The organism is Sphingomonas sp. GM_Shp_2, assembly GCF_026540875.1.
GTDB lineage: Bacteria > Pseudomonadota > Alphaproteobacteria > Sphingomonadales > Sphingomonadaceae > Sphingomonas > Sphingomonas carotinifaciens.
On record NZ_JALNUQ010000041.1, the window covers coordinates 16,516 to 37,818 of the forward strand.

Consider the following 21,303-nt stretch of genomic DNA (forward strand, 5'->3'; position numbering starts at 1 on the left):
TCCACGTACCCCCCAGTCTAGCGGCGATCGGCGCACTGACCCAGATGCGGCGCCCAAACGCGCCATTATTCGGTCACTTCCTTCGTGTTGGCCGCACGGTCACGTCCATAACCATAACCATAATCATAGCCGTAGCCGAGATGAGCCCTGCGCGCCTCGAACTTGGTCAGCACGCCGCCCAGCACATGGGCGTTGGCGCTGGCCAGTCGGCCGAGCGCCGTCTTCACCATGGTCGCCCGGATGCCATGCGATTCGACGGTGAAGATGACGCCTTCCACACGGCTGGCAATGAGCGGCGCGTCAGCCAGTCCCATCACCGGCGGCGAGTCGATCACCACATGGTCATAGATTTCCAGCAACCGCTCGACCAGCAGTGCGAAGCGGTTGCCGGTTAGCAGTTCGGCAGCATTGGGCGGAATGGGCCCAGCTGACATGGCATCGAAGCCCAGATCGCGCATCTGGAACAGGAGGGGCGCGATCGCATCCTGACCGCTCAGAAAATTGCTGAGGCCACGGTCGTGATTCACGCCACCCAAGAAGTGGACCGATGGCGAGCGCATATCGCCATCCACCAGGATCACCTTGCGCTGCGCGCGCGCTAGGGTGGTGGCAATCGCCAGCGCGGTGGTGGACTTGCCTTCGGCCGGCCGGGTCGAGGTAACTGACAGCGAGCGCGGCACGCCATGTTCGGTCGTGAAGGCCAGATTGGTCTGCACGGCCAGATAGGCGTCAACCAAGTCGGACTTCCGGTCGAGCAGCGCGTCGCGCGGCTCCACGCCCTCCACCTTAGGCACCGATCCCAGCAGCGGCAGCCCCAGACGCCGTTCCACTTCTGCCGGATCTGCGATCGCTTCGTCGATCTGTTCGAGCAGGAAGGCTATGCCCGCTCCCAGAATCGTGCCGGCCAGCAGCGCGATCAGGAGGTTGAGCGCCAGCCGCGGGCTGGACGGGCCCTGCGGCACGTCGGCGGGATCGACCACCGAGATGTTGTTCACGCCAACACCGCCGGCGACCCCGATCTCCTTGAAGCGCTGCAACAGCCCTTCATACAAGGTGCGGTTGGTGTCCACTTCCTGCTGGTAGATATTGTACTGGATCGAGCGGCGACGCAGGTCGAGATAGCTTGCCTTCAGCTGTTCCACCTGGCTCTGCAAGCCGCGCTCGCGCTCGACCGCGCTGTTATAATCGGCCCGAATCGATCCTGAAACCCGCCGCTCCTCGTTGGCGAGGCTGCGGTCTATCTGGTCGATCTGCGACTTGATCTGGCGCGCGGCGGGATATCCCGGCTCGAACTGCGTCATCAGTTCCTGATATTCGGCCGCCAGTTCGGCACGCCGCTGACGCAGGCCGTTGATCGCGCCGTTGCGTAATGCCTCGGTCGAGGCGCCCGACCCACCGGTTTCGCGATAGCGCGCTTCGGCCGCGATGCGATCCGCCGTCGCTTGGGACAGGGCGCCGTTCAACGACGCCAGATTGTCGGCGACGATCGAACGCTCGGCGGTAGTATTCTCTCCGGCGCCCTGTGCAGGTAGGTTGATGATGCGCTGCTGCGAGGCATAGCCGACGAGCTGGCGCTGTGATTCATCGAGCCGCTGCTTCTGCTGTGCAAGCTGCTGCTGAAGCAAGTCGCGGCCGTAGGACGTCGCCTGAACCTTGCGCTCCAAATTGGTCTGAATGAAATTCTCCGCCCAGGCATTGGCAATGCGGGCGGAAAGGTTGGGGTCCGGACTGGTGAAGCGAATCTCAACCAGCCTTGACATCCGGGTCGGCTCCACACCCAGATTGCGCAACAGGATTTCGCCCGCGATCCGTTGCCGCGTGGCTCTGCCCGATGCCGGATAACGGCCGTTCGCCAGCTGCAGCGCAGGTGCGCTGTCGTTCACGCCAAACAGGTTGAAGAACTTCTGGTCATCCACCAGCCGCAGTTGCGTGGCCACCCGCTCCGCGAGTGATCGCGACTTCAGCAGGCCATATTGCGTCTGGTAGAATTCCTGGTCCGCCGTGCCTTCCTTTTGTTCCACACCTTCGAAATTGGTGACCTGCCCAGATTCGCGTGACACCTCGATCGTAGCGGCGGCGGTGTAGCGCGGCGTCATCAGCAGCGTCACGATCAGCGCGATCAGCAGCGACGCCGCGATCACGCCCAGAATGACATAGCGCCAGCGCAGAGCGATGCGCAGGTAACGCCGCACAATCGGAATCTCTTCGGCCACAATCACGCGCGGTGCGGGCTTGTGGCTGGCCGGCAGAGTCGAAGTCATATCGTTCATGCCGGGCCTTTAATTCAGAATTGTGATCAACGGCGCCACAAGTAGCGGAGATGCCGATATAATATCGCGGAACAGACGGCGTTGCGGCGAATCCCCAACGATGATGACGTCATTCGCGTAGATCGCAGGATCGGGATACGCGCCCCGCCTAATTGCTGCGACATTGTACAAGCCAGCCATGCGCTGGTTACCCACCGTGCGCAGAATGACCACTTCTTCCTGTCGCGCGAATTCAGACATGCCGCGTGCTGACGCGATGATGCGCATCAAGGTCATCTGATTGGTGACGGGATACAAACCGGGTTCGTTCACTTGGCCATCGATTGTCGCAACTTGGCTAACCGAGTTCTTGATGTTAACAATCACTTCCGGGTTGCGGACGTACCGCTGGCGAAGCGCTGCTTCGATTGCTTCTGCCAATTCGGCTGCCGTGCGGCCACGCGCATCGATCGTACCTGCCAGCGGCATGGCGATACGTCCACTGGCATCAACCTGGATCTCGCGGCTGAGCGCGGTCACGTTAAACACGTCGACTTGTATGGTATCGAGTGGGCCGATCAGCGCAGGTCGGTCCCCTGCGGTCAGATCACCCCGGCCAGGCGGCGGCAGAACGCCGTTGGTATCGACCACAGTCAACTGTTCCGTCGATGTCAACGGCTGCGGGGTGGCACACCCGGCCAGCAACGTCGCGACAAGAAAAATGGTACAAAGTTGTCGCATGCGCTGCAGCTTATCCGGCTTGATTAAGAAGCGTGCACCTATAGGTAAGCGCCTTAATTGCGTAAAGTGGCCCCTCCGCGAGGTGCAGGGTCGTTTAGCCACCACGCCGCGATCACCAGCACTGCCATGATCATCGGTGTGCGCACCGGATAATCGAACAGGCTTGCCACCAGTATCAGCCCGAGGATCACGGACCCGAGCCGAGGAAGCAGAGCGGCGCTTCCTCCACGCCATGCGTGGAAGGTCGCAATGCCCCACCAGGCGATCGCTGCAAACAGCAGCAGCAGGCCAGGCAGTCCGGTGTCCAACGCCACCTCCAGCAAATCGTTATGTGCGTGGTTAAAATAGGTAAGCTTCAGCAAATTTTGGGGTTCGTGAATGCGAAAGATGGGATCAAAGCCGCCCAGCCCCGAACCGGCCGGGAAATAGGTGCGGACCATCTCCACCACGGTCGGCAACGCGCGACCGCGCATGTCTTGCACCTCTCCACCCACCAAGATACGGTTGATCGACATCGCACGGTTCGCGGCAACGGCGACAAGCACCGAAACCGTGATCACGCCTGCAACACTTGCGCCCAAAGCAGGCAGTACCCAGCGCGGATAGCGACGCAATTCCCGACGGACATCTTTCCAAACCAGCACCGATGCGGCCGCAAGGGCCAGACTGCACAGCAGTAGTCCTGCGCGCGAACCGGTAGCCAGGATCATTAGGACGAACAGCAACGTCATTCCAAGTGCCGCCATTAGCCGCCACTGCACGCCGCGTGCGCCGTGAACCGCCCAAGCTGGTGCCAGGACGCAGCCGATCGCCAAGAACAACGCCAGATGGTTCCGGTTTGCAAAAGATGCGCTGATCTGCCCCACCGTGTCGTTGATCAGCGGATTGTTGAACCGCGATCCTGAAAACTGGAGCAGCCCCAACAGGGTCGAAGCGACGATTAGGCCGAGCAGGACCACGGGCAACCAACGGCGCTCCGCTTCCTGCATGGATGCCAGCAGCACCAACATGGCGATGGGCACCACCAGCGACGCTGCGGCATTGGTCGTCGCATCGGGCACCATTGAAAGAGGGCGCCACGGCTGCCCCCCGCCGGCGATGGCGGCCGCATCGGTCAACAGCGCGCGACCGGGCAGCATTTGCCATGTGGATGGGGGTAAAGGAACTAGTTGCACAAGGGCTAGCGCAAGTGCCAGCCCGAGGAACAATGCTATCGATCGATGCCCGACCAACGCCGGACGCGGGGCGAACAGCGCCGCAAGGCACAACGCCATCCAAGCCGCGCCGCGCACGACCGGCTGCCCCATCACGTCCGGACGCGACGCTCCGCCCGCGACCCACAACACGATGAGGAACAACACCGAAATTACGAGCGTCATGCCCAGCCCGTCCGGCAGCGACAGGCCGGGCCGACGCGCTGCGGCGCGCCGCGGGAACGTTCCTTGCCGGATCATGAGGCGACCGCCTCCGGAGTAAGCGATCGTCCTTCTTCCCGTGCCATGGCCACCCAATCCACGATGTCGCTGCTGGGGGTGAACTCGACCACGTTCGCCTGCAGTAGCGTGCGTGCGCCCGGCACGTCACCGACCGCGATCATGTCGGAGAGCCGGGCGAGTTGCGTGCGCAGCTGCGACCAAGGTACGCTGTGTTCGGTCGCCTGCATGATCCGGGGATGCGCCGTGGGCATGGGATTGTTGCCGATCAGCAATTCTTCAAACAATTTCTCTCCCGGTCGCAGGCCGACCGTCTTGATCTCAATATCACCCTCAGGGTGGCTGGCGTCACGTACGGTCAGACCTGATAGGCGGACCATGTTACAGGCCAGATCGTAGATCCGTACCGGATCACCCATGTCTAGGACGAAGACCTCGCCTCCCTGTGCCATCGCGCCGGCCTGCAGCACCAGTTGCACCGCCTCGGGAATGGTCATGAAATAGCGGGTGATATCGGGATGCGTGATCGTGATGGGGCCACCTTTCCTGATCTGGCGTGTGAACAGCGGCACCACCGACCCGCTCGACCCGAGAACATTGCCGAAGCGAACCATGGAGAAACAGGTTCGCTGTGCCGCCTCCGTCTGGCTTAAGCCTTGAAGCACCAACTCCGCCAACCGCTTGGACGCGCCCATAGTATTGGTAGGGCGCACCGCTTTGTCAGTGCTGATGAGAACGAAATCACGCACGTTATGCTGGGCTGCCAGTTCGGCGATCACTGCCGTACCGATCACATTGTTGCGCAATCCTTCCAGAGGATTGTGCTCCACTAGCGGCACATGCTTGTAGGCAGCGGCGTGGAAGACCATATGCGGCTGCCACGTGCCCAGGATGCTGTCCATCCGCGACGCATCAGTGACTGACGCCAGCAGCGGTACCAGCATGTTATGGCCAGCGGCCTGCAATTCGTTGTGAATAGCGTAGAGCGCATATTCGCTACGCTCGACGAGGAGGAGCCGGCGCGGCTTCATGGCGGCAATCTGCCGGCACAACTCGCTGCCGATTGATCCGCCAGCTCCGGTCACTAGGACGACGTTGCCGGCGACATGGTCATGCATCGCACTGTCGTCGTAAGGAACGGACGCGCGCTGCAGCAAATCGGTGATCGTCACCTCGCGAAGGTCGCTAGCCTGAAACGTGCCGTGTGCCAGATCCATCAGGCCGGGCAAGGTGCGAACTCGCAGCCCAATCGCCTTCAGCCGCTCAACAATTTCCATACGTCGCGCTCGCCGCGCCGTTGGAATGGCGAGCAGAACGTCCGTGATCTCCTGTTTTTCGACCAAGGTATCGAGATCATGGGGGGAATAAACTCGTAGTCGCCGTATTCGGCTGTTGTGCAGCGATCGATCGTCGTCCACAAAACCGACGATGCGCATCTCTTGGCTGATCGCCATTGCTTCAGCGATCTGGCGACCGGTGGATCCCGCACCATAGATCAGCGCGCGCGCCTTACCATGTGCGGCGCGTATTCCGCGATATTGCCGCCCAAGTAGTAATCCAGCAGCGGCACGCGAGCCTGCAACGGCGATGAATAACAACGCTGGCTGCATCAGTCCCACTGTCCGCGGGATCAGATTGAATCCATAAGCGGTAATTAGGGCCGCATAGCCTAGTCCGTATACGGCACATGCGATCGCACATGACACAATGGCATCTGCCCCGGCGTGACGAAACACGATCCGGTACAGACCAAACGCCGCAAAAACGGGAATAGCTAGCGTGACGGACAGCCCCACCGCCAGCATAGGACGACCGTTTAGCGGCACCCATTCGCTAAGGCGGAGATAATACGCGATCCACACAGTAAGCGCACAAAGCGCAATATCGACTCCAACCGCAATTATGCGCTTCAGGGCACGAGGCAAAGCCAGCAGCGGATCCGCAATCATTTTCAACATTCTGCTCCGCGTACTCGGCAATTTGCCCGCAAGAGATCTTCTTATCGTCATTCCTGGTCACGCAAAAGAGCGTTGCCAAGTCATGTACGCCAGCAGTGCCGCACGCCATGTGGCGCAAAATCAGCCGCTAGACGGCTCCGCCTCTAACTGCGCTTCCAATGCCAACAAGTCGCGTGAGCGCGCCTTCAGACGCCGCGCCGGTATACCCGAATAGACATGCCACGGGTCAAGCGACTTAGTAACTAGCGACAGCGCCCCCACCGAAGCGCCCTCACCTATATCCGTGCCAGGCAACACAACCGTGCCCGAGCCGATGATGACGTGCCTCCCAAGCCGGACTGGCGCAACGGTGCAACTGGTATACTTCTCGGGAACCGTGGGGTTGGTCAGAAAACCTCCGCCATAGTCATCGCTTGCGGTATAGATGCTAACACGCTGCGACAAACCTGCATATTTTCCGAGCTCCAGCCCTCCACGGCCCACCAGATGGCAAAAGGCGCCGATGTGGTTTCGCCCTTCGAACGTAACCGGCCCAGTGGCAATGATCGAGCACATTGCATCGATCCGCACATGGTCGCCCAGCACGATATTGCTCAGCCCGACGATGGTGCAACTCCGCGCGACTTGCACATGAGCACCAACCTTGCCGAAACCCATCTGTCGAAGATCGTCGGAACTATAGAAACCGGTGTTGAACGGATTATCCATGTGACATGGCTAGCTTTCTTGACCAATCCGTTCAAGCACGCCTGCCGCCGCGGATTTAAAGATAAACCTGATTGAACTGGAAGGCGAACAACCCGATGCAGCCTGCAATGAAAACCGGCGCTGTCGCATGGTTGAAGCCTAGCCTCTCCCATGGCAGGACGGCAAGCATCGGCATAACCCAGAACGGTGCCTGCCGGAAGGCGGCAATCGGCGATGCCGAGAAAAACATCACGACATACAGCGCGAATGATGCCAGCACGAAGATGTTCAATCTTGCGGCTGCACCCTGCTGCACAGCAAGGAATCCCACTGTAAGGACAGAGAGAAATAAGAGAAAGATATAATGACCTATTTGCGTGTCGGTAGACACACTTTCGGTATAAGCGTCATATTTTGATATAACCGGTATCGACTGGATCAAAGCAGTTACACTACTAGAAAGCTGTGGCAGCGCTGCACCAAATGCCACAATAGTTAGAGCAACCAGAAGATAATAGCGCCGCGACCGATTCGATCGGAGCATCGCCGGCAAGTTCCGCTCAAAATACAGAAGCGCCATTGGCGGAGCAGCCAATAGCGATGAAATGTGGAACATTGCTGCCGCGGTCAGAAAAATCCATGCAGCCGGTCGCCGTTCCACAGCGTACCGCACGCCAAGTGCGACCAGGAAATAGGCGGGCGTTGCGCGCATTGTCACAAAGGCGAGCAGCGGACCAAGCATCGCGAAGATAAACAATAGCGAAGGCCACGGCGTGCGGCGCGGTGGAAACGCAGCACCCAGCGCTAATACGGAAAAGATGCTCAGTATGTAATGGGCGAAGGTCACGGCCGAAAAGACCGACTGGGTCAGCCAATATGATCCCAGCAGATAGAGGTTTGAGAATACCTCGAAATACATCCAGCTAGGCGACGGGAAGTGAACCAGAGCGTCGAGGTATAGAACATAGGCTTCGAAGTCGCCAAACCGCGATGGTTCGGTGAGCAGGCTGATTAGTAGTACCGCAAGCACGATGGTGCCATAGGCCATCCAATAAGCCGGCCGTCCTTCGGTCGTCTTCAGAGTACTAGCACCATGATGATAGATTTCGTGCATTAATCATATCGGCTGCCGCTGACGGGATTGCGCAACTCCGTCAGCAAGCGCCGCAGTGATGTTGCCGACAGTGCGGGAACGATCATTGCTCACCAAGAGATAAGTGGCGATGCGGTAGGCGAGCTTTGCCACTTCGCTCGCCCGCCATCCCAGCGGGATATAGCCCTTGCGAGCCAGCCACAATGTGTTGCGCACGATGAAATAATGCCGCAGCGGTGAGCGATGGACCGGTCGGTAGCGGCCAAGGAAATTCATCCCCTCATCACCCAGATTGTGTTCCATCACCGCCGCACGGACGAGTACCGTTTCCATTCCGCGTCCGCGTGCGCGGAAGCACCATTCATGGTCAATCCCATCGATAAACAACGGCTCCCACATGGGACCGACCTGCTCCCATCCAGCCCGCGTCAACAGCGTTCCCGACGTGGCGAATGGCCCGTTATCCCACGCAGTATTAGCACCACCAGTTGACTTGCGATCGTGCAGCACCGGCGCCACGCAGGCAATCGGGCGCCCTTCGGCTTCCATCGCGGTGGCAGCCGCGAGGAGCGCGTCCAGCATGTCGGACGTCGGACGGCTGTCCTGATCCAGCAGGAGAACATAGCGCGCACCGTTCCCGACCGCGGCACCGATCCCTTGGTTTAGCGCATGTGCCAGCCCCAAATTGCGAGGATTGGCGATCACCTGCGCGCCCGTCGCCGGCATGGCCGCACGCCGGACGTCGTCAATGGCATTGACTACCGCCACGACGCGCACACCCCATTGGGTCAACCTCGACAGATTGGCAAGATCGTCGTCCCCAGGGTGATACAGGACGACCACAACCGCAACATCGACACGTGCCGAACTGGCGGCCGGCAGTTGATGGTCGGAATGCATTATGACGAACTGCCTTGCTGTCACACGTGCCGCGGCCGCACGGTGTGGATGTAAAACACCAACGTCGCTGCCGCTTTTTAGGCAATACGTCAATGGCGGCAAGCGTGATGGGCGACCGAACTCAGATCATCCGCAGCACGATGGCGGCGCGCAGCTGTGCGACATAGGCCGGTGTGCGCCGGAACCGCCCCGCCTCCCGGATTAACCGCCATCGGTCAGACAGGGCGCCCCGTGCCACCGCGTCCAGCACGGCTCGTTCGCTATCGCTGTTGATCAGGACATGGCGCAGCCACAGGATGTGATCGCGATACCAGCTCGATCGCATGACCCGCAGCTTGGCGGCTAGTTCCGCCGGACCGCGCTTGGCGCCATATTGATTGCCGTCATGCTGGCGGTACAGGATCTCCGCAGCCGGATCACGCACCCATTTCAATCCGCGCGAACGGCAGATCGCGTACAGGATCCAATCGTGTGACGGATCCGCACAGAAGGCCGGCGCCGTCGCCATCACAGCTTGTGCCATCGCCGCCGCATGGCGCGTCAGGACATAGGTACATCCCGCCGATGCGCCCTGGAATAGATAATCGAGATCGGCCGGACGCCCTGCCTTGTGCAAAATCCATGCGTGTGCCGCGGTAGGTTCTGCCGCAGCGCTGTAGGCGATCAGGTCGGATGAATAGCCTTCCGCCCCCTCTTCCACCAACCTCTTTACCGCACGGGCGAGCTTGTCCGGGGTCCACACGTCGTCCTGATCGGCAAAAGCAACATAGTCGTGGCGCGCAGTGTCGATCGCGGCAAGCAGCGCAAAGAAATTGCCGTTCGCCGACCCGGTCGACACGCCTTCGTTGTCGATGATGGTGAAGCGACCGGGATGACGCTCGGCCCAGTCGCGCAGGATCGCCGGCGTCGCATCGCGCGAACCGTCATCACGGACATAGATATGCACGTCAACGCCGCGCTGCCACAGAAGGGAGATCAGCTGCGTTTCGCAATGGGCCGCACCGTTATAGGTAGCTAGCAGGACCGCGACAGAAGTACACGTCATCAAGCGGGCAGGCCCAACCGATCGGCCAGGCGCTCGGCGGATGCGGCATCGGCACACGCCGTACCAATGAACAGATCATCATGGTGCAAGGGACAATTTTCCAATCTGTAGCGAACGGCGTATGCGTGACGGGCTGCGCCTTAAGGCATGGCTGCCGCTTCTCAACCTCTATCCTCGTTTCGGCAATCGGCTCAGGTCGATGGCGAGAAGAGCGCTTTCGTCAGCACGCACACCCTTGACGGATCCTTCAAACGTCCATTGCAGCTCGATCGGGCTGATCGCCGCGACGAGCCACGCCACCATACCGCCATTCTCGTCCGGACGCACCTCCAGTGCCGGCGCTCCCAGATCGAGCGGCTCGACACGCAAGCTTGTCTCGCTCTCACCTGCAACCGCCGTCACGGCATATTGATAACGCGTGCGGGTGCCCTCCCTCGCCCTTACCTCGACCACAAGGCTGCCGGAAAGCGTCAATGCCGGACCGCTTCCTTCCCGACGGATGGCGAGAAGATCGCGCCTCTCCCCTTGCCTGAGCACCACGGGTTCCGAGCGGATATGGTGATAGGTCGCCGAACGGGCGAAATAGAGGCGCCCTTCGGTGATCAGCTTACGGTTCACACCGTGCAGCGCGATCCGTGCCGGCGCACGGGTCGGCAGATACCAGTCGTTCGACCCGAAGGTCACGATTCCATCGCTGTCAAAGCGGTAGGCGACAAGTGATGGCGGACCAGATGGCCCCGGCGCTCCCGTGAAATGGCAATCGCTGAAGCTGATGCCATCTCGTGAATAGCGTTCGCGCAACAGGACGGCATGGGTGTTTTCGAAATACACGCCCTTGAAGCTGACTGCTGCGGCGGATTCGATATCGATCGTCGCGCGCGCCGGATCAAAGACGCCACCACCTTCGAAACGTCCGCCGGTGACGGTGACGCCCTCGGCACCACGCAAGTGCAGATGGGTTTGCGAATGATTCTCGAAGCTGCACCCCTCGAAGGAGACGACGTTCGCAGTCCATGCCGCGACATAGACGCCGAATGGCGCGATCCCGAAAGCACAATCCCGGAAGGTCGCCATCTGGAGGAGCTTGTTGCATTCGAAGTTCTTGTCCGTTTGCAACTGAAACGACACGCCTTCGATCAACAACCCCTCGACATAGCTGGCGACCTGGATCCGGACGCCATGGGTGCCGCCATGCAGCGACAGGCCGCGCAACGATATACGCGCAATGCCGGCGGGATCGTTGACGACCAGCGGCATTGCCAGCGGACTGTTCTGGTTGTCGATAAACGTCCTGTCGCGCCCTTCGCCCTCCAGCGACACACCGTCAGGCAGCACAAGCGAGCGCGAAAGCGGATAACGACCATGCGGCAGAAAGACGCTGGCTCCTCCCTGCAACGCCTTGCCGCGCTGCACCGCACGGTTGATCGCCGACTGGATGGCCGCCCCACAGATTGAATCGGTGAGGGCGGAAGCAGCGGGAAACACTGCCTGCGCCTCGGCCAAGCTGGAGAAGCGTTCGGACAGGGGATGGAACCCGCCATCGCCGATCGCACCAGACACGACGATGCGGGCACCGCCTTCTGCCGCTCCCCTGCGCAGCCCGGCGCCGACAACCGGCACGGGATCCAGCGTAGCTAGCGTGCGCCCACGCGCATCAGACAATACCGCACGATATTCTATCGCCGGATCTAGATACATTTTCGGCAACCGTCCCTGCTTATCAGGGACGATCTCGGCGGCTGCCATTATCGTCCGATCCGCCTCGGTGTAGACGGGTGCAGGCTGAGCACTGCCACTACGATAGAAGCGCCATGTCCCCCCTTCGACTTTCGCCTTGGCGGTGCTCGACTGGGCGAGAAGAGGCCCCATGGCGCTGGTTACAACGGCTAGAAGGGTTCGGCGATCGACGGCAAAAACCATGGGTCATATTGTGACGCCCTCTTCTCAACCTGCCAAGCGGAGCGGGACAGCCGGGTTGCGACAAGAGCCAAGGCGATACGATATTGAGATGCAATCGGCTGACCACATGGTCGCCGCCACATGCGCGGGACCGACTAAAACGATTTGCCGATGCTTCCTAAGTCTCCTATTCGGCCGCTTTATGCTATTCTCCCCCGTCCAGCTCATCACGCCCAAGCGCTTCGGCGATGCCCGTGGCTGGTTTACCGAAGTGTATTCGGAACCGGCCTTCGAGAAGCTCGGCATCACCTGCCGCTTTGTGCAGGATAATCACTCGCTATCGGTGCCGGCGTTCACCTTGCGCGGGCTGCACTTCCAGACCCCGCCGCGCGGGCAAGACAAATTGGTGCGCTGCATCCGTGGGCGGATCTACGACCTTGCCGTCGACGTGCGCAAAGGATCACCTACCTATGGCCATTGGGTGGGAGCGGAGCTGTCGGCCGAAAACGGGCATCAGCTGTTCATTCCGATCGGCTTCGCGCACGGCTTCGTGACGCTGGAGGCGGATTGCGAGGTGACCTACAAATGCTCGGACACCTATGCGCCCGAGGCGGATGGCGGGATCCGCTGGGACAGTGTCGGCATCGACTGGCCGATCCCCGCCGGCGTGACGCCTGAGCTGTCGGCCAAGGATCAGATCCAGCCTAGCCTTGCGGATTTCGATAGCCCGTTCGCCTATGATGGCAACCCGCTCACCCCGCTCGCCTGAAGGACCACATTAATGCGCATCTTCGTCACCGGCGGGGCCGGCTTCATCGGCTCGGCTCTCGTCCGTCACCTCATCGAGAACACGACCCACGAGATCCTGAACTTCGACAAGCTGACCTATGCCGGTACGCTGACCACGGTGGAGCGGGTGGCGGACAGCAACCGCTACCGCTTTGTGCAAGGCGACATCTGCGATGCCGAGGCGGTGCGTGCGGCGATCGCCGAGTTCAAGCCCGACGTCATCACGCATCTTGCTGCGGAGAGCCACGTCGATCGCTCGATCGACGGCCCGGGTGCCTTCATCCAGACCAATGTCGTCGGCACCTATACGATGCTCGCCGAAGCGCGCAGCTATTGGCAGTCGCTGGAAAGCGCCGCGAAAGAGGCGTTCCGCTTTCACCATATCTCGACCGACGAAGTGTACGGCTCGCTTGGCGACACCGGGTTGTTCACCGAGGACACGCCCTACGACCCGCGCTCGCCCTATTCAGCGTCCAAGGCGGGCAGCGACCATCTCGTGTCAGCATGGGGCCACACCTTCGGCCTGCCGGTGCTGATTACCAATTGCTCGAACAATTACGGACCCTATCACTTCCCCGAGAAGCTGGTGCCGCTGATGATCGCCAAGGCCCTAGATGGCGAGCCGCTGCCGGTCTACGGCAAGGGCGATCAGGTGCGCGACTGGCTGTTCGTCGAGGATCACGTCCGTGCGCTCCAAGTGGTGTTCGAGCGCGGCGAAGTCGGCCGAACGTACAATGTCGGCGGCTTTAACGAGAAGCAGAACATTGAAGTCGTCCACACGATCTGCGGCATCCTTGATCAGCTGCGTCCGCGCGCCGACGGCAAGCCTTACGCCGAGCAGATCACCTCGGTCGCCGATCGGCCGGGGCACGACAAGCGCTACGCGATCGACGCCACGCGGATTGAGCAGGAGCTCGGCTGGCGGCCCGAGGAGACGTTCGAAACGGGCATCGAGAAGACGGTGCGCTGGTATCTCGATAACGAGAGCTGGTGGCGTCCGATCGTTGAGCAGGGCGCAGCGCAGCGGCGCGGCGTCGCCGCATGACCCGCGCAATTCTTGTCACCGGCAAGGGGGGGCAGCTTGGCACTGAACTGCAGCGCTGCGCTTGGCCGACGGGCTATGAGGTCGTCGCGATCGACGTCGCCGACCTCGACCTCACCGACACCGCGGCGATCGCCGCCAAGGTGGCGGAACGACCCTGGGCCGCGGTGATCAACGGCGCGGCATACACCGCGGTCGACAAGGCGGAGAGCAACGTGGTCACCGCCTGGGCAGTCAACGCCATGGCACCCGCGGCGTTCGGCGAGGCTTGCGCCGAGGCCGGCATCCCGCTGGTGCAGGTATCGACCGACTATGTCTTCGCCGGCGACAAGCAGGGCGCTTGGGAGGTGAGTGACCCGGTCGCCCCCCTCGGTGTGTACGGCGCGTCCAAGCTCGGCGGCGAGCTGGCGGTGCGCACCTCGGGCGTGCGGCACGTGATCGTGCGCACGGCCTGGGTGGTCTCGGCGCACGGCAACAATTTCGTGAAGACCATGCTGCGGGTGGGCGCCGAGCGTGACACGCTGACCGTGGTGGACGACCAACGCGGTTCGCCGACGAGCGCGGCGGATCTGGCGGGCGCGCTAACGGCGATCACGCTGCGGCTGGTCGAGGATGCAGACGCGCCGACCGGCACCTTCCACTTCAGCAACGCAGGCGAGACGAGCTGGGCGGGCTTCGCGGCCGAGATCTTCCGCCAGTCGGGCGAACGCGGCGGGGCCACGGCCAGAGTCATGCCGATCACCACCGACCAATATCCAACGTCCGCGAAGCGCCCGGCCAATTCGCTGCTGAGTCACAACGCGATTCGCGCCGCTTACGGCATTGCGCCGCGTGCCTGGCAGGACGCATTAAGCGACATCCTCGACGAACTGATCGGAGTAGCCCCAATGGAGAACGGCAAGTGAAGGGCATCATTCTCGCGGGCGGCTCGGGCACGCGGCTCCACCCGGCGACGCTGGCGGTGAACAAGCAGCTGCTGCCGGTATACGACAAGCCGATGATCTATTACCCACTGTCAGTGCTGATGCTCGCTGGTATCCGCGAGGTGCTGATCATCTCATCGCCGGAATATCTCGGGAATTACCAACGGCTATTCGGCGACGGTTCGGCGTTCGGCGTGCAGATCAGCTATGCCGAGCAGCCCAGCCCCGACGGGCTGGCGCAGGCGTTCACGATCGGCGCGGACTTCATTGGTGACGACGATGTCGCGCTGGTGCTGGGCGACAATATCTTTTTCGGCGCACACCTAACTGACCTGCTGACCAGCGCGGTCAACCGCAAGGGCTGCGCCACGGTGTTCAGCTATCAGGTCGAAGATCCCGAGCGCTATGGCGTGGTCGAGTTCGGCGAAGGTGGCCGCGCGATCAGCCTAGAGGAGAAGCCGGCGCAGCCAAAGTCCAACCATGCGGTGACGGGGCTCTACTTCTACGACAATCGCGTCGTGGATTTCGCCCGCAACCTCCAGCCGTCCCCGCGCGGTGAGCTGGAGATCACCGACCTCAACCGGCTCTACATGGAAGCGGGCGACCTCTACGTCGAGCAGATGGGCCGCGGCTATGCGTGGCTAGATACGGGCACGCACGACAGCCTCCTTGAGGCATCCGAGTTCGTCCGCACGCTCCAGCACCGCCAGGGCATCCAGATCGCCTGCCTTGAGGAAATCGCGCTCGAGAAGGGGTTCATATCCGCCGACCAGGCGCGCGAGGCGGGCGAACGGTTCAAGAAAACTGCCTATGGGCGGGCGATCCTGAAAGCGGTTCAAAACATCTCTCAAGAGGGCGACTAAGCCCTCTCACTGATGCGAATGGCCACGCAACTGATGCGGCATAATTCGTGTCCCATGGTCGCGATTCATGCCGGCATATACCATGGTGTTACTTTACGAGTACTTCCATGAAAAAGAATAAGTTGCGGTTCGTTGTCTTTTCTTTTCCATACGATCAGGATTCTGGCGGAGGCATTGCGTTACTGCTTCTCTGCGAACGTCTTCGCGAACTTGGCTTCGACGCCTATATATGGCCCGCTACCACGCCTTACAGCCTCCTTCCGCGTAGCTGGAAGGAGGCGGGCAAGATCATCCGGCGTTGGCGGCAGTTGCTGCCAGGCCAGCGGTTTTCGACGGGTCCGTTCTCCGTCCCGATAGCAACGAGGCAAATTGTCAAGGACGCTGTGGCAGTTTACCCTGAGGTGGTCGTCGATAACCCGCTGCGAAGCCGAAAGGTCGTCCGCTGGTTCCTGCACCGCCCCGGACACCATACCGGAAAAGTAAGATACGGTAAGAACGAGCTCTACTTTTTTTACCAGGACGCTTTCAACGACACCAACTATAATTCCAATTTAGATAACAGACTCACTGTAACCTATCTTCACCCTGCTTATACCAATCGTGGTGATGAAAACCGCGCTGGCACTTGCGTACTTATCCGCAAGGGAAAAAATCGGCTGAGCTGTATAGAGCTAAAGAGCGACGATATCGTAGATGGAATGTCGCACGAAGAAACGGCGGATCATTTCAATAGAAGCGAGTATCTACAAAGTCTTGATACTTACTCGATGTACTCGGTTTTTGCGGCAATGTGCGGTTGTACACCGGTGATTGAGCCCGTACCTGGAGTAACTAAGGAACAGTGGTTTCCCCGTGAGGAAGATCGCTACGGCTTGGCCTATGGATGGGACGATGTCGAGTGGGCCATCAATACGAGAGGCCTGCTTCTTGAAAGACTCTCTCAGGATCGAAAAGCCGAAGATCAGATGGTAGTTAATTTTACCAATGCAGTAGAAAGTTTTTTTTACAATGGCACTGGCTAGAACCGGGGGCGCTGTATCAGCTGGCATGTGGAGCGCCTTGGATCTTGGAACTAGATCCTTTGTTCAGTTTGCTATATCATTAGTTCTTGCCCGTGTGCTCTCGCCTACAGATTTTGGCATTTATGCCATAATGATGATATTTATTTCTGTTTCTCTTGTACTAATAGATGGTGGCTTTTCAGCAGCAATAATTCAAAAAAAAGAGATTAGTTTAGAAGAACAGACTGCTGTATTCTGGTATAATACGTTAGCATCTTTTATTATTGCGTTTGCAATATTCCTATTAGCTTCTCTTGTCGCCGATGGATTGGGATATCCAGTACTTCGTCCGGTTCTGACGGCAATCGCCATTGCAGTTCCGATCATGGCGGTTGGCACAGTTCCTTCGGCCATGTTGCAAAGAAGCTTGCGTTTCGACCTAGTCGCTCGAGCAGGCCTACTGGCCACGGTATCAGGTGGGATCGCCGTAATTTTCACTGCCGTGAATGGCGCAGGTGTGTGGTGCTTTGTATTTCAGTCACTAACGACCGCAATGGTCAACACCGTCGCTGTCTGGGTGCTGGCAGGCTGGCGTCCGCTATTGCGGCCTCATTTTCGGTCCGCGCGGCAACTCGCGGGATTTGGTTCGCTAATTGCACTGTCGGGACTGCTCGAGGTCGCATATGCGCACGGCTCGTCGCTGATTATCGGCAAGCTGCATGGCGCGCGAGACTTAGGCTTCTATAATCGCGCGCAAAGCCTGCAGATCCTACCCGCCAACATTCTGGCCGCGATCGTCACGCGGGTCGCACTGCCGGTGTTCTCCGCTAAATCACAGGACCATGAGGCGCTGCGTCGCGGGGTGCGCATGGCTCAGGGTGTCGTGATGCTCATCAATCTGCCGTTGATGGCCGCGCTTGCTACTATGCCAGATCTCGTCATCAAGGTTCTGTACGGCCCGAAATGGCTCGTCGCCGCCCCCGTTCTATCGATTCTAGCCTTGGGCGGCATCTTGTTTCCACTCCACGCGGTGAATTTGCAGCTCATGCTGGCTCAGGGCCGCTCTGATCTTTATCTTAAGGTGGAGATTGCAAAGAAAGTCGTCGGTATTGCCTTTGTTGCTGTCGGCAGCATGTTCGGCATCACCGGCTTGGCAATTGGTCAAACGCTGTTCGCCTACGTCGCTTTTTTCATCAATGCCGGCGCAGCTGGACGGATGATCGACTACAATCCGCTCGCGCAATTGCGCGATCTTGCCAGTCTGATCATGCTGACTTCAGCAATGGTAGCGGTGTTGCTGCTGCTGCGTCCTTTGCTCGCATACGGCGACACCGCCAATCTCGCGATCCTCACCATCGCGGGCGGCGGGTTTTTCGTCTGCACGGCAGTAGTGCTTGGTGTGGGCCATACACACGAACTAATTAGGATTACCCCGTTTCGCTCGGTATTGCCACGCCTGCGCAAGGAATGACGGTTCAGGCGGAGCGCAATGTCGTTCCTATGGCGGTCGCACCTGCGGGCACGTCCTTTGTCACTACCGCGCCCATCCCGATTGTCGCCCCCGTACCGATGTAGAGCCTACGGGCTGGTGAGCCGTTGCGGATCACTGCTCCGGCGCCGACGAACACATCGTCCTCAATCCGGACCCAGCCGTTGCAGCTCGCCTTAGGAGAGAGAGTGACGTAATCGCCTAGCAGGCAATCGTGCGATACTTGGGCGTAAACATTAGCGAGGAAATGATCGCCGGTTGTCACGCCATTGTTCACCACGGCAAAGTCGCACACGATCGCTCCGGCCCCGAGGCAGGCCAACGGCGATATGATGGCGTGATCGGACACGATGGTTGCGAAACGTCGTCCGGCGAAGCGGGCTGCAAGCATGCGGCGGTCAGCAGAACTGCCGACAGCTAGGCAGAGTTCGTCATCTGAACTGATGGCGTCCGGATGAACGACCGGAATCCCCTGCACTGGGCCTGCCGGCGCGTCTGTCACGAAAGAGATTTCGCTGTAATATTCACTCAGCCGCGGCGAACGTGAGACGATGTCAGCAACCTCACGCCCCATTCCGCCTGTACCAAAGATCGCCAGTCTCATTGTCGGGCGTGGTCGATCACTGCCTGAACGATACGCTGCTGGTCGGCATCGGTAAGATCCGGATAGATAGGCAGGCACAGAACCTGCGCCGCGGCGCGTTCCGCCTGGGGGAGTCGCCCTGCTGCTGCCGATGGCAGATCCGCGTACATCGGCAAGGATGACAGCAGCGGGTAGAAGTAGCGGCGCGAATAGATGCCTTCCGCCTTCAACGCCTCGTACAGCGCGTCACGGCTCAGCGAGAAACTGTCGCGCACCATGATAGGAAAATAGGAAAAGTTCGACTCCACCCCATCCGGGATGGGGACAAGGTCGATCCCCTCGATCGCGCTGAGTCGCTCGCGATACCGCGTGTCGATCTGCCGACGCCGGCGCCGCACGTCCTCGAAATGCTCGAGTTGCACCATACCGAACGCGGCGTTGATCTCGCTCATCTTGGCATTAGTGCCCACCACTGGGATGTTCACTTCGTCGGCGATGCCGAAGTTACGCACGGCATCGACCGCCCGCTTGCCCTCGGCCTCGCGCGATACCACCGCACCGCCCTCGAACGTGTTGAACGCCTTGGTGGCGTGGAAGCTCAGCGCCCCAAAATCACCATACGACAGGAGGCTGCGCCCCTGATAGCGGACGCCAAAGGCATGGGCGGCGTCGTAGATGACCTTCAGGTTATGGCGCGCGGCAATATCCTCAATCTGGGCGACCGCGCAGGGATTACCGTAAACATGAACCGCTACGATCGCGCTGGTACGCTCGGTGATTGCCGCTTCGATCAGGTCCGGATCGATGTTGAGGTCGGACGGGCGAATATCGACAAAGACGGGTGTCAAGCCTTCGAGCGCCAGAGCGTGGGTGGTCGCCACAAAGGAATAGGGCGTGGTTATCACCTCTCCTTCGAGCTGCGCCGCATTGATCGCGGTAGTCAGCGCAAGCATGCCGTTGTTCGTCAGCGAAACGTGAGGTGAATCGAAGACGTCCTGCAAGCGGCCTTCGAGCTGCTGATGGAACGGGCCGTTGTTGGTGAGGATGCGGCTTTCCCATACCTGTTCCAGCAGGCGAACGAATTCATCGAGCGGGGGCAAATACGGCTTGGTGACGTAGATCGGCTGCAAGCGACAACTCCGATTAGCGATGATCTGCTGATGACGAAGCAGCCTCGTTGCCAGCGCAATAGCCGGCGCGTCTTGATGCGTCGAGGCGGCATAAGAGGTTAAATTGCAACGGCGTTGGCATACCGCCTTCCTCACTCCCGGATCGGGCTTTCACCATGCTTGCGCAGCACGTCGTTGGACGCCTCGGTCATCAGCGCTTGGAGGCTCTACAAGGCTGGAAACTCTCGTTCAGATTGAGAGAAAACAGGGGTGACGTCAATCGCGATCGACCAACCGATTACGCTTCACTCGGCCCTTTCACTCACAGCCGATGCATCCAACCGCGACAGAGTGACGGTGCATTTGGTGGATTTAGCGTTCTTGCCGATGGCCTTGCGGCATCCATTCAGGGTCTCACGGTTGTCCTGTACGATGATTGCCCCTTCCACCATCGTGTCCCAATTGGCCGGCGACGCTACCGCACCGAGCCGCCTGGCCCCGTTCCACATGTCATCCGCACCGAGCGTTCGTGTCGCCATGCGCTCAGGCCAGTGCCAGCTCGCCGGTGCGACGTTGCGCGCTACGAACCCCGGCAGCACCGACCATAGGAGCGCACCGGCTGCGATCCCGCCAAGGCCGGCCTGGATCAGCGCCCGCTTCTGCGCAGCCACGCCGCGCGCTTCCCTGATGTGACCGTAAAGGTCGCGCGAGGCGTCATCGAGCGTGCGCCGCGCCTCCGTGATCAACACCCGGTCCTCGGTTCGGGTGTTTTTGCCGGCGTCCACGATTCTGGCGACGACTGCGGGCGGCGTCAGCGAACCGTCAGCTGCTCTCGCCAGCTTGTCGATCCGGTGTGCGGCCGCGGTGATGTTGTTCGCGATCAGCCCCAGCGTCTCGCTATAATCGGGCAGCTCAGGCACCTCGGCGCGTGCGGCCGCCAGCCCCTCGATCGCCCGGCGCAACAGCGCGATCTCCTCGCCTTGCCGCTCGACGCGGTTGCGCAACCCGTCGAACGCCAGCGCTGCCGGATCGTGATCGTCACTCATACGGATGCTTCCCCTTTCCTGCGCGCGAAAGCACGAACGTCACAGGCTAAAGCCCCGGTCGCGCTCACGCCCGCCACCCCCGGCGGAGCGCTCCAGTTCCTGCCCGATCGACCGTCCGCGCTCCATTGTCAGCTCCAACTCGGGCAGGCGCCTGGCCAGCGCTGCCTCCAGTTGCGGGTCGCGGGCAACCCCGCTGGCCGCCTTCGCCATACCCGCGCGTATCCGCTCGGCACCTGCGCTGTCGCCAGCACGCTCCAGCCCGAGCCGCGCCTGCTGCATCGCCTGCCAGCCTTCAACGAACCGGGTGGCTCGTGCCTCCGGATCGAGTTGTACCTGCTGTTCCTTGACCATTGCGCGCACCGTGCCCGCGGTATTGCCGCTCGCGGCCTGCTCGATCAGTCGCGGATTGCGCGCCAGCGCCGACGCCAGGTCGCGCGACACGTGTGGGCACAC

General features: G+C 60.5%; 18 protein-coding genes and 1 pseudogene. 6 read left to right on the top strand and 13 right to left on the bottom strand.

The window, feature by feature from the left end; genetic code table 11:
• Window positions 1–65: 65 nt before the first annotated feature.
• From OXR08_RS13665 to OXR08_RS13705, 9 genes are all read right to left on the bottom strand, one after another.
• The gene (locus OXR08_RS13665) at window positions 66–2,270 is read right to left on the bottom strand and encodes a polysaccharide biosynthesis tyrosine autokinase (protein WP_267350620.1); all 2,205 of its coding nucleotides are present in this window, start codon (window positions 2,268–2,270) and stop codon (window positions 66–68) included.
• Between the two features lie 9 nt (window positions 2,271–2,279).
• On the bottom strand, window positions 2,280–2,990 hold the full coding sequence (locus OXR08_RS13670) for a polysaccharide biosynthesis/export family protein (protein WP_267350622.1): 711 nt from the start codon (window positions 2,988–2,990) through the stop codon (window positions 2,280–2,282).
• A 53-nt stretch (window positions 2,991–3,043) separates the two neighbouring features.
• Window positions 3,044–4,444, bottom strand: coding sequence for an O-antigen ligase family protein (locus tag OXR08_RS13675; protein WP_267350624.1), 1,401 nt, complete (start codon window positions 4,442–4,444; stop codon window positions 3,044–3,046).
• The gene (locus tag OXR08_RS13680) at window positions 4,441–6,381 is read right to left on the bottom strand and encodes a nucleoside-diphosphate sugar epimerase/dehydratase (RefSeq protein ID WP_267350626.1); all 1,941 of its coding nucleotides are present in this window, start codon (window positions 6,379–6,381) and stop codon (window positions 4,441–4,443) included. Before OXR08_RS13680 ends, OXR08_RS13675 begins: the two co-directional genes overlap by 4 nt.
• A gap of 120 nt (window positions 6,382–6,501) precedes the next feature.
• Window positions 6,502–7,089, bottom strand: coding sequence for an acyltransferase (locus OXR08_RS13685; RefSeq protein ID WP_267350628.1), 588 nt, complete (start codon window positions 7,087–7,089; stop codon window positions 6,502–6,504).
• A 55-nt stretch (window positions 7,090–7,144) separates the two neighbouring features.
• Window positions 7,145–8,116, bottom strand: a complete 972-nt coding sequence (locus OXR08_RS13690) for an EpsG family protein (protein WP_267350630.1) — start codon at window positions 8,114–8,116, stop codon at window positions 7,145–7,147.
• Between the two features lie 69 nt (window positions 8,117–8,185).
• Window positions 8,186–9,061: a glycosyltransferase gene (locus OXR08_RS13695; RefSeq protein ID WP_267350631.1), complete on the bottom strand. Its 876-nt coding sequence runs from the start codon at window positions 9,059–9,061 to the stop codon at window positions 8,186–8,188.
• Between the two features lie 121 nt (window positions 9,062–9,182).
• A complete protein-coding gene (locus OXR08_RS13700) occupies window positions 9,183–10,106 on the bottom strand; it encodes a glycosyltransferase (protein WP_267350632.1) in 924 nt (307 codons plus the stop codon).
• Window positions 10,107–10,274: 168 nt separating this feature from the next.
• Window positions 10,275–12,026 carry a glycosyl hydrolase family 28-related protein gene (locus tag OXR08_RS13705; protein ID WP_267350633.1) on the bottom strand — a complete coding sequence of 584 codons (1,752 nt, stop codon included), beginning with the start codon at window positions 12,024–12,026 and terminating at the stop codon, window positions 10,275–10,277.
• Window positions 12,027–12,114: 88 nt separating this feature from the next.
• Between OXR08_RS13705 and rfbC the strand changes: the two genes are divergently transcribed.
• The 6 genes from rfbC to OXR08_RS13735 all read left to right on the top strand — a co-directional run bounded on the left by rfbC (window position 12,115) and on the right by OXR08_RS13735 (window position 18,094).
• Window positions 12,115–12,774: a dTDP-4-dehydrorhamnose 3,5-epimerase gene (rfbC, locus tag OXR08_RS13710; protein WP_346731912.1), complete on the top strand. Its 660-nt coding sequence runs from the start codon at window positions 12,115–12,117 to the stop codon at window positions 12,772–12,774.
• A 12-nt stretch (window positions 12,775–12,786) separates the two neighbouring features.
• The gene (gene rfbB / locus OXR08_RS13715; RefSeq protein WP_267350635.1) at window positions 12,787–13,839 is read left to right on the top strand and encodes a dTDP-glucose 4,6-dehydratase; all 1,053 of its coding nucleotides are present in this window, start codon (window positions 12,787–12,789) and stop codon (window positions 13,837–13,839) included.
• A complete protein-coding gene (gene rfbD, locus OXR08_RS13720) occupies window positions 13,836–14,741 on the top strand; it encodes a dTDP-4-dehydrorhamnose reductase (RefSeq protein WP_267350637.1) in 906 nt (301 codons plus the stop codon). The genes rfbB and rfbD overlap by 4 nt, the downstream gene beginning before the upstream one ends.
• Window positions 14,738–15,622: a glucose-1-phosphate thymidylyltransferase RfbA gene (rfbA, locus tag OXR08_RS13725; protein ID WP_267350639.1), complete on the top strand. Its 885-nt coding sequence runs from the start codon at window positions 14,738–14,740 to the stop codon at window positions 15,620–15,622. The genes rfbD and rfbA overlap by 4 nt, the downstream gene beginning before the upstream one ends.
• A 107-nt stretch (window positions 15,623–15,729) precedes the next feature.
• Window positions 15,730–16,644: a hypothetical protein gene (locus OXR08_RS13730; RefSeq protein ID WP_267350641.1), complete on the top strand. Its 915-nt coding sequence runs from the start codon at window positions 15,730–15,732 to the stop codon at window positions 16,642–16,644.
• Window positions 16,645–16,669: 25 nt separating this feature from the next.
• The gene (locus OXR08_RS13735; protein ID WP_267350643.1) at window positions 16,670–18,094 is read left to right on the top strand and encodes a lipopolysaccharide biosynthesis protein; all 1,425 of its coding nucleotides are present in this window, start codon (window positions 16,670–16,672) and stop codon (window positions 18,092–18,094) included.
• A 4-nt stretch (window positions 18,095–18,098) separates the two neighbouring features.
• On the opposite strand, the gene OXR08_RS13740 is transcribed toward OXR08_RS13735, so the two are convergent.
• The 4 genes and pseudogenes from OXR08_RS13740 to OXR08_RS13755 form a co-directional block, all read right to left on the bottom strand.
• A complete protein-coding gene (locus OXR08_RS13740; protein ID WP_267350645.1) occupies window positions 18,099–18,716 on the bottom strand; it encodes a NeuD/PglB/VioB family sugar acetyltransferase in 618 nt (205 codons plus the stop codon).
• Complete coding sequence (locus tag OXR08_RS13745; protein WP_267350647.1) at window positions 18,713–19,825, bottom strand: DegT/DnrJ/EryC1/StrS family aminotransferase; 1,113 nt, start codon at window positions 19,823–19,825, stop codon at window positions 18,713–18,715. The genes OXR08_RS13740 and OXR08_RS13745 overlap by 4 nt, the downstream gene beginning before the upstream one ends.
• Before the next feature lie 284 nt (window positions 19,826–20,109).
• A complete protein-coding gene (locus tag OXR08_RS13750; RefSeq protein WP_267350649.1) occupies window positions 20,110–20,850 on the bottom strand; it encodes a DUF6118 family protein in 741 nt (246 codons plus the stop codon).
• Between the two features lie 39 nt (window positions 20,851–20,889).
• Window positions 20,890–21,303, bottom strand: a pseudogene (locus OXR08_RS13755) (Ti-type conjugative transfer relaxase TraA); the annotation flags it as partial.

What these genes read in the sequence shown, in the direction of transcription:
- OXR08_RS13690 (WP_267350630.1), bottom strand. Translation starts at nt 8,116, where the DNA reads ATGGCCTATGGCACCATCGTGCTTGCGGTACTACTAATCAGCCTGCTC.
- OXR08_RS13700 (WP_267350632.1), bottom strand. Translation starts at nt 10,106, where the DNA reads ATGACGTGTACTTCTGTCGCGGTCCTGCTAGCTACCTATAACGGTGCG.
- rfbC (WP_346731912.1), top strand. Translation starts at nt 12,115, where the DNA reads ATGCAATCGGCTGACCACATGGTCGCCGCCACATGCGCGGGACCGACT.
- OXR08_RS13705 (WP_267350633.1), bottom strand. Translation starts at nt 12,026, where the DNA reads ATGGTTTTTGCCGTCGATCGCCGAACCCTTCTAGCCGTTGTAACCAGC.
- OXR08_RS13735 (WP_267350643.1), top strand. Translation starts at nt 16,670, where the DNA reads ATGTGGAGCGCCTTGGATCTTGGAACTAGATCCTTTGTTCAGTTTGCT.
- OXR08_RS13740 (WP_267350645.1), bottom strand. Translation starts at nt 18,716, where the DNA reads ATGAGACTGGCGATCTTTGGTACAGGCGGAATGGGGCGTGAGGTTGCT.
- OXR08_RS13665 (WP_267350620.1), bottom strand. Translation starts at nt 2,270, where the DNA reads ATGAACGATATGACTTCGACTCTGCCGGCCAGCCACAAGCCCGCACCG.
- OXR08_RS13750 (WP_267350649.1), bottom strand. Translation starts at nt 20,850, where the DNA reads ATGAGTGACGATCACGATCCGGCAGCGCTGGCGTTCGACGGGTTGCGC.
- OXR08_RS13670 (WP_267350622.1), bottom strand. Translation starts at nt 2,990, where the DNA reads ATGCGACAACTTTGTACCATTTTTCTTGTCGCGACGTTGCTGGCCGGG.
- OXR08_RS13695 (WP_267350631.1), bottom strand. Translation starts at nt 9,061, where the DNA reads ATGCATTCCGACCATCAACTGCCGGCCGCCAGTTCGGCACGTGTCGAT.
- OXR08_RS13730 (WP_267350641.1), top strand. Translation starts at nt 15,730, where the DNA reads ATGAAAAAGAATAAGTTGCGGTTCGTTGTCTTTTCTTTTCCATACGAT.
- OXR08_RS13675 (WP_267350624.1), bottom strand. Translation starts at nt 4,444, where the DNA reads ATGATCCGGCAAGGAACGTTCCCGCGGCGCGCCGCAGCGCGTCGGCCC.
- rfbD (WP_267350637.1), top strand. Translation starts at nt 13,836, where the DNA reads ATGACCCGCGCAATTCTTGTCACCGGCAAGGGGGGGCAGCTTGGCACT.
- rfbB (WP_267350635.1), top strand. Translation starts at nt 12,787, where the DNA reads ATGCGCATCTTCGTCACCGGCGGGGCCGGCTTCATCGGCTCGGCTCTC.
- OXR08_RS13680 (WP_267350626.1), bottom strand. Translation starts at nt 6,381, where the DNA reads ATGTTGAAAATGATTGCGGATCCGCTGCTGGCTTTGCCTCGTGCCCTG.
- OXR08_RS13685 (WP_267350628.1), bottom strand. Translation starts at nt 7,089, where the DNA reads ATGGATAATCCGTTCAACACCGGTTTCTATAGTTCCGACGATCTTCGA.